Origin of the sequence: Methanocalculus sp., from assembly GCF_030651615.1 — an archaeon.
Lineage (GTDB): Archaea > Halobacteriota > Methanomicrobia > Methanomicrobiales > Methanocorpusculaceae > Methanocalculus.
This window is the reverse complement of the sequence record NZ_JAUSCG010000023.1, coordinates 1-7,203: the sequence shown is the minus strand read 5'-3', so window position 1 is coordinate 7,203 and position 7,203 is coordinate 1. Positions and strand designations below refer to the sequence as shown.

5 protein-coding genes and 1 pseudogene are annotated in these 7,203 nt (G+C 52.7%); 2 read left to right on the top strand and 4 right to left on the bottom strand.

Translation table 11 applies throughout. The annotated features are described in order from the left end of the window. From Q7V06_RS00770 to Q7V06_RS00755, 4 genes are all read right to left on the bottom strand, one after another. A partial coding sequence (locus tag Q7V06_RS00770; RefSeq protein ID WP_304836620.1) for an ATP-binding protein occupies nt 1-1,194 on the bottom strand: 1,194 nt, incomplete at its 3' end. Continuing rightward, nucleotides 1,172-2,146, bottom strand: a complete 975-nt coding sequence (locus tag Q7V06_RS00765; protein ID WP_304836616.1) for a DNA double-strand break repair nuclease NurA — start codon at nt 2,144-2,146, stop codon at nt 1,172-1,174. The genes Q7V06_RS00765 and Q7V06_RS00770, both read right to left, overlap by 23 nt. Then, nucleotides 2,143-5,310 carry an SMC family ATPase gene (locus tag Q7V06_RS00760; protein WP_304836612.1) on the bottom strand — a complete coding sequence of 1,056 codons (3,168 nt, stop codon included), beginning with the start codon at nt 5,308-5,310 and terminating at the stop codon, nt 2,143-2,145. The genes Q7V06_RS00765 and Q7V06_RS00760 overlap by 4 nt, the downstream gene beginning before the upstream one ends. Beyond that, nucleotides 5,307-6,440: an exonuclease SbcCD subunit D gene (locus tag Q7V06_RS00755; protein WP_304836609.1), complete on the bottom strand. Its 1,134-nt coding sequence runs from the start codon at nt 6,438-6,440 to the stop codon at nt 5,307-5,309. The genes Q7V06_RS00760 and Q7V06_RS00755 overlap by 4 nt, the downstream gene beginning before the upstream one ends. Before the next feature lie 86 nt (nt 6,441-6,526). Here Q7V06_RS00755 and Q7V06_RS00750 point away from each other — a divergent pair, with 86 nt between their 5' ends. Further along, entirely contained in the window at nt 6,527-6,706 is a 180-nt protein-coding gene (locus Q7V06_RS00750) for a hypothetical protein (protein WP_304836606.1), read from the top strand. Continuing rightward, nucleotides 6,707-7,203, top strand: a pseudogene (locus Q7V06_RS00745) (O-phospho-L-seryl-tRNA:Cys-tRNA synthase); the annotation flags it as partial.

Sequence of the window (7,203 nt, the reverse complement as noted above, 5' to 3'; positions counted from 1 at the left end):
TATCTGATCGGCAGGCTCCCCATCATCTGATCCGAACCCGACATCTCTGCGTTCATTAAGGAGGGTTCTGGTCAGGAGTGAGAGGATGAAGAGTTCGGACTGTTCACGCATTCCGGGGATATCAATCAGGACCACCTGGCGCTTTTCAAGCGCTTTTTTTATCGCCTGCACTGAAGATCCGGATCTCCTGAAGAACGAGTTCTGCCGGGTCAGGATCTCAAGTTTCCGTTTTATGGATCGAAGCGATGCTTCATGAAACTCTTTTAGGCGGTGTGCAAGTGCCCTGTGCGTTCCGGAATAGCATTGATACCAGTCCTCAGTGAAGTCAGTTGAACTGAAGAAATCGATCAGAACGGACCCGGAGATATCGGTCACCGTCTCAAGGATCTCACTCTGTGGTTCAGAAAACTCAAAGATCGGATAGAGATCAGATGGTCTGAAATCATCATATGCGATGCTCAGGGTGGATGCACCATAGGTTCTGATCGACTTCTCATCACGGGTCGAGAAGATGGCAAGGCCGTCTTTTCCCTCTTTATAATGGATGAGACCGGGATTTGAATCCCCTCCGGGTGTTGCCTTTCCCTTGAGGTATTCACCATGCGGATCAACCATCAGAAGACCGAAAGGCTGCTCCTTCATACATGAGGCAGAGAAGACCTTCATAAAGTTGCTCTTCCCCATCCCGGTGGTTGCAAAGACTCCCATATGCTGATTGAGATCATGGGGATGGAGGCCAACTTTCGCAGATGCGACAGTGCCGGTCCCGTTTCTCACAAGGCCGACCTCTATCGATCCCATATACTCGCGGAGGAAGGCAAAATCCTCCTCTTCTGCGATCCTGACCTCCGAGAACTTCGTCGGAACGGTCTTTGGGCGACGGAATCTTCTATTCTCATCGAGGTACCCAAGCGGGGTCGCTTCAAGGAGGAGGAAGACATCCTCACCAAGATTGTAGAAGTGGCCGGTATGCGGTCGTGTATCCCAGTTCGAATCGGCAAAATTACTGGCATGCTGTATCCCGGTCACCTTTGCATAGAAGGTGAAATGCTTCCTGGTATCATGAACTGCCAGGAGATCACCGAGGAAGATCTCACTCGTATAGGGAACGGCACACCGGTAGCTCGAAACGGTCTGGCCGATGAGGCGGAACTTCGCTGCATCGGCTGTATCAATATCGATTAAGTTCGTCATGGTAATCTCCAAATATCTCATCATACTCATCGCAATCGATCGACTGGGTGGAACACCCGGCGATGATATCCTGTTTTATCCTCTGTACCTGATCGTACCTGATCGCCGCGTGCCGATGGGCATCCAGCAGGGGGTAAGGATACCCGACGACCCTCCCATCCCCTGCATATGCGATGAGAGCTGAAAAGACAGAAGCGACCTCATCATCCGTATAGCCATCAGGCACCGTGACGAGGAATGCACGGGTCGAACGGGGATGGAGGCAGGCAACATACCCTTCATCAACCCTGAGGCACCAGGGCGGCCGTATGCCAAGAGTGCCTGCCCCCTTCATGACAGCAGGCACAAGCGGGTGTACCCCGTCCCATGTGGCTCCAGCATTCTTTGTGACGGCTGCAAGGAGCAGGCCACGCTCCCTGCAAGTTTTTATGATTTCAGCGAGTACATCCCGGTGAGAAGGATGTTCTGCATAGAGTGCGCCATCAAGGATGAGTTGGGTACCGGGATCGTACGTTCGTGCTGCGATAAGAGCAAGCCCGTACTCGATGCTGTCCCGAAATGCGGCTTCTGCACCCTGAGTATCATCCTTTGAGAGAGGTGCATCGGGATCTCTCCCATACCACTCCCTGTACAGTTCGGCAAAGTCCTCATCCTGCCCTTCCCCAACCCGGAAGATACGCCAGGGTGTCAGCCTGAGGGTATCCCGTGCCTGGTTGCGATAGGCGGTGATCGCACCCCTGCATACCGTCAGGGAGAAGAAAGGAGTGGAATAGACCGTTGCATTGCTCCCATCGACCGCCGCAACAGGTCGATCACCAACAGGTGAGATCGGGATGAAGTCTCTCCTTTGGATACCCCGTTTGGAGAGGAACAGTTCTCCATGATCTCCCTCCCTCCTCCGCCTGATCTCAGCAACCACCCGGATCAGGTCCTGGACATAGGTGCCGTTCATTCCAAAACCTCCAGAGCAATACTGGTGAGATCAGGCTGTTCTTCAACCCGTATGGTCGTCTGGCACTCCTCCTGCACCCCCTCGATATGGGAGATCAACAGGATCTGGGGAAAGTATGGTTCCTGTTTTCGGAGAGCCCGGATTAAATGTCTCCGCCGTTCCTCATCCTGGCTCCCGAAGATCTCATCAAATATGAGTACTGTTGCATCCCTGATCCGATGGGTGGCGGCGATATGGCGGGAGAGGGCGATCCTGAGGGCAACGGCAATGTCATCCTGTTCACCACCTGAGAACCTTGATGCAGGGTAATCTTCCCCCGCTTCATGCACCCTGATTGAGAAGTCATCATCAATGGTGACATGCTCGTACCTGCCATCGGTGATCAGTGAGAGGATCTCACCGACATCACCTTCTATCCTCCCACGGACAGATCCGATCAGGTGATCGGCAAACTGTTTCAGGATTATGCCTGTCGATTCAAGGAGGGCCTTCTCAGAGAGGGCACGGGATCTCTCCTCCTCAAAATAACCTGACTTTGTAATAGATTCGATAATTCGCCTCCGGGTCTGTACAACACCGGCAAGAAGGCCGGTAAATTCCCGTATATCTGCGATACACCGCCTTTTTCTGCTCGATAGTTCCTCAGCCTCCCTTTTAATGGCTTCGAGAGTTTCAGGAACAGATGAGTGAAGGGAGAGCTCACGATCAATTCGTTCGATATCGGCCTCTCCGTGCTCTTTCTCTTCATGAGTACGCGTAATATCAGCCTGCACTGCAGGTATGCGGTCAACCCGCCCTTTCAGTGTGAGGTAGCGCTCGTGGTTTTCAACTGCGCCTCTCAATGCTTCTTCAGCCTCTGCATATGTGGCAGAATCAAAACCGATCTTTGGAATGAGCAACCGGATCTCTTCACAATGAACTGAAATCTGATCCATCTGCCCAATTATGGACTGAAGATCTGCAAGAAGTGCATCCTTCTCCCTGACCAGAACAGAGGATTCCCGATACTCTTCATAAAGGGGATCAAGCCTTCTGATCTCTCTCATGACCAGGGCAATCCTATCCTCCGAATACCCGGATGCTTCACGGAGAGATATAACCTCTTCCATCCTTGAAAAGAGCCTTTCTGCCCGCTCTGTAAGGACCTGATGATCAGACTCAAGGGCCGGGACCCGCCGGAGTGCAATGAGGAGTTCATCCTTTTCAGCAATGAGTGACTGATAAACCTCAACCTGCTCTTTCACACGAGCCGGATCAAGATCGGAGATCTTCAGTGCAGTGAGTTCCCGGATCTTCTCCTGATGGAGAGTCTGGTGTCGTTCATGCTCTTTCACCCGCTCTTCGATCCTCGCTTCGATACCAGCCAGCTTTCGTTCAGCAACGGTGGATGCCGCAATATCCACCTCGATCGATGTGATCGCCAGTTCCTCTCTCTTTAATCGCTCCTCAAGTGAGGTGAGTTCACTCCTGAGAGTTCCCTGAACTGACCTGAGGGATTGTATCTGGTCAAGGAGTCGCATGCGTGCATCCTGATACCTATCCTTGAGAGGTTCGCCGCAGGTCGGGCAGGGGCTCTCTTCTCCTGCCTGATCAAGTTCCAGGAGATGTCGCTCTGCCTCTGATATACTGGTCTTTCCTGAAGAGAGTTCAGAGCGGATGGTGGCAGTCCGATCCCGGATCAGCTCACGTTCACTCCTTGCTTCCACAAGAGCCATACATGCGGCTTCCTTCTTCTGCACCTCTTCAGCTAAGGGTATGGCATCTGATCGTAATCCCCGGATATCACCCTCGATCGCTTTGATCAGATCCTCGATCCGGAGGCACTCCTTCTGTATCCGCTCCCCCTCGGCACATCGCTCCGAGATAAGAGTGATCCCGTCAAGAAGAGTGATCCTCTCCTCCAGATGCAAGAGGGCCTGCTCCTGAGTCTTCAGCTTCTCACGTTCCTGCATCAGGGACTGCGCCTGTTCCCGGATAACCCTGATCTCAGACTCGATTGTTGCAAGTCCCAGCACGGCCCTGTGGTATGCCTTCTGTGCTGTTTCAAGAAGAATCCTCTCCGAGACAAGCCGCTCACGCTCTGCCGGGATACCTGAAAGGCGGGTGATCACTCCTTCGGCCACTCTGACAAGAGAGAGCCGCTCTTCGACCTTTGAACGAGCGATTTTCTGTTCTTCATACCTCCTCTCAGCCTCTTTGAGACGAAGAGAGGCATCCAGATACTCCTCACGAGCCTTTCTGAGCTGTCCGGCACGATAGGTAATCTCCTCATATACTGCTTCCTTCTCTGCAGAGAGGTTGAAATCCATCTGATCTTTCTGAAGGAGTGAAAGTTCGGAGTTCTTCTCTTCAAGTGATCGACGAAGCTGAAGTATCCTTTCCTGCCGGTTTGCACGGCTGGTCCTGAGTTTAGCAAGCTCTGTCATCAATTGTCTGAGTTCATCGAGCCGCCTGCCCGCTGCTGCCTCAGCCAATCCGATCTCCTCCTCCTCACAGATGAGAGCTGCAAGACGGACCTTATATCCCTCTTCCTTCTCCTGCTCCTCTTTATCCTGAATCTTCAGGCGTTCTGCATCAATCTCTTCAAGTCTTCCCGTCAGCGAGGCGATCGTCTCTTCCAATGTACGGATCTCTTTTCGGATCAGCTCCCATGACCCGTCCCGAATACGTTCGATCCCAAGGGCACGCATGAACCAGCGTTTCCGTTCGACAGGGTTTTTGTCAAGGAGGGAGAGGAGATCCCGCTGTGGCGCATAGATCGTCGTCCTGAAGTCGGATGGCCCCATCCTGAGTATCCGAAGAACCGCTTCCCTCACCGGACTCACGCCTGACGCAATCAACCTGCCATCTGCGAAGTTGAGAGAGGCATCATGATGGGTCGTCTGACCCTTGCGAAATGAACGGGCAATGATATACCGCTCCCCGCCTGTCGAGAAGGTAAGGCGGACCTCGCACCGCTCTTTTGGTCCTGCCCCGGAAGATACAACATAATCGGGATCGATCCCTGATCCCGAGATCCCATAGAGAGCAAAGACGATCCCCTCCATAACACTGCTCTTCCCGGACCCGTTGCTCCCGATAATGGCGGTGATCCCGTCTTTGAAGGTGAAATCCTGGTATTTATAGCGTTTAAAGTTTTTGAGGGAAAGTTCTTCGAGGATCATTCCATATCCTCCTCTTCGACTACGGATGTGAGGACAGCTGATCCCTTCTGCAGAATGAATGACTCTGTCTTTTCAGGCAGACCCCTGTTCTTCACAAATGATGCAAATTCCTCCTGAATATTGAAACCTGAGTCGTTCCGTCTCCCTTCGGTCACAATATCCTCAGGAGAGAGCGTCCTGATCCGAAGGTCAAGGAGAGATTCACGGATGCGTGCCAGTTCCCTCCCGGCGATTGCGCGTGCCGTCTCTTTTCTGATGCCCGTTAAGGTAATCTGTGCCATCGGAAGGGTAGTGGATCGGATCTCTTCGATCCGAACTTCGATCGCCTCGATCACCTCACCTGCACTGAGATCGTCTGCTGATACCGATCCGAGATCGACCATCGGAGTCTTCGGGAGAGGGAGGGGGGTGACCGTTCTTCCGGATGGATCGATGATAAGCCCTCCTTTCGTCTCATGCATCTCGCCATAGGTGAGGTGTTCAAGAGAGCCCGAATACCAGGCATGAGGGCCTATCCGGCTCTGGTTATGGTAATGACCAAGTGCAATATAATCGAAGTCCGCAGTCGTCATCGTTGAATCCAGTTCATGCTCTGCAACGGTTGCAAGGCGGCGGTCACGGATATCGCTGGCAAGCCCGTGGGTAACGAGGACATTTGTATGGGCTCTGGATCGCTCTATCTGGTCGTATGCGACACGGTATGCATCCGGCGTCAGCATATTCGGGATTAAATGGAAGATCGTGTCTCCAACCTCATATGACTCATACCTGAATCTGTAAGCCATATGCACCGTGCCGGGATAATACTCCAGAAGGGCAAATGGTGCGCGGGTATACCGGGTCTTTGGGATGCTGTGGTTGCCTGCGATCATGACAAGCGGGATCTCCGCATCCGAGAGTATCTCAAGCGCCTCGAATGCGGTGACATACGCCTGTGTTCTGGGCTTCACCGAATCGAAGAGATCTCCCGCATGGAGGAGAACATCGGGCTTCTCCTTACAGATCTCCCTGATTGATTCGAGGAAGTTATCATAGATCTGCTGTTCCCTGAGGTTCATGCCGGTATCAGGGTCGATCCGGGAGAAGGCCGCGACACCGAGGTGAGTGTCAGCGATATGGATGATCTTCATTGGTGGTATCTTCTACCCCGGATGAATTAAGTGCTGGGAGCGGAGGGTGAAACTAAAAGGTGAAGGCGGCATAATGATTCTGTACTATGTCACAACGTGCAACAGATGCACTCTTTCAGTCACTCTTCCTTCTGACCGATATCAGGGTGATGCTCAGGGAGACCGCACCACTCCATGTACTGAACGCCGAAGAGAAGGCAAAAGCAGAGAAGATTATCTCGAAAGTGAAACGTCAGGTGGAGATCCTTGAAGAGGAGCTGATCTGAATGAAGTGTGCAGAGGGAATAGAAGCCCGGCAGGTTGATGAGACTGCAATCAACATCGACCCAATCCAGGTTGGCGGGCGGCTCACCGCTGATGCGATGAAGGCGGTGATTGCGTATGGTGATGGTTATTCGGTCTGTGACAACTGCAGGAAGCCGTTTAGGCTTGACTATATCAAGAGTCCGCCCATTGCAGAGTTCCATACCGATCTCGCTTCATGGCTCGATATGGATGCCTGCCGTGTCGTTCCCGGTGCGAGACGTGGATTTCAGGCGGTCTGTCAGGGATTGGTCTCAAAGGGTGATCCGGTCATCCTCACGGCACTCTCGCATTATACCGAGTTCATTGCTGTTGAGTCGGTGAAAGGGCTTCCAAGGGAGATCCCAAAGGATGCTGAGAACCATATCACAGCCGATGCAGCAGCAGAGACGATCGAGCGGGTGATCCGAACTGAAGGGAAGACTCCTGCACTCCTCTTCATCGAAGGTGTGGATTACCA

Excerpts from the sequence above, each read along its gene's own strand:
- Q7V06_RS00765 (WP_304836616.1), bottom strand. The coding sequence starts at position 2,146 with ATGAACGGCACCTATGTCCAGGACCTGATCCGGGTGGTTGCTGAGATC.
- Q7V06_RS00760 (WP_304836612.1), bottom strand. The coding sequence starts at position 5,310 with ATGATCCTCGAAGAACTTTCCCTCAAAAACTTTAAACGCTATAAATAC.
- Q7V06_RS00755 (WP_304836609.1), bottom strand. The coding sequence starts at position 6,440 with ATGAAGATCATCCATATCGCTGACACTCACCTCGGTGTCGCGGCCTTC.
- Q7V06_RS00750 (WP_304836606.1), top strand. The coding sequence starts at position 6,527 with ATGTCACAACGTGCAACAGATGCACTCTTTCAGTCACTCTTCCTTCTG.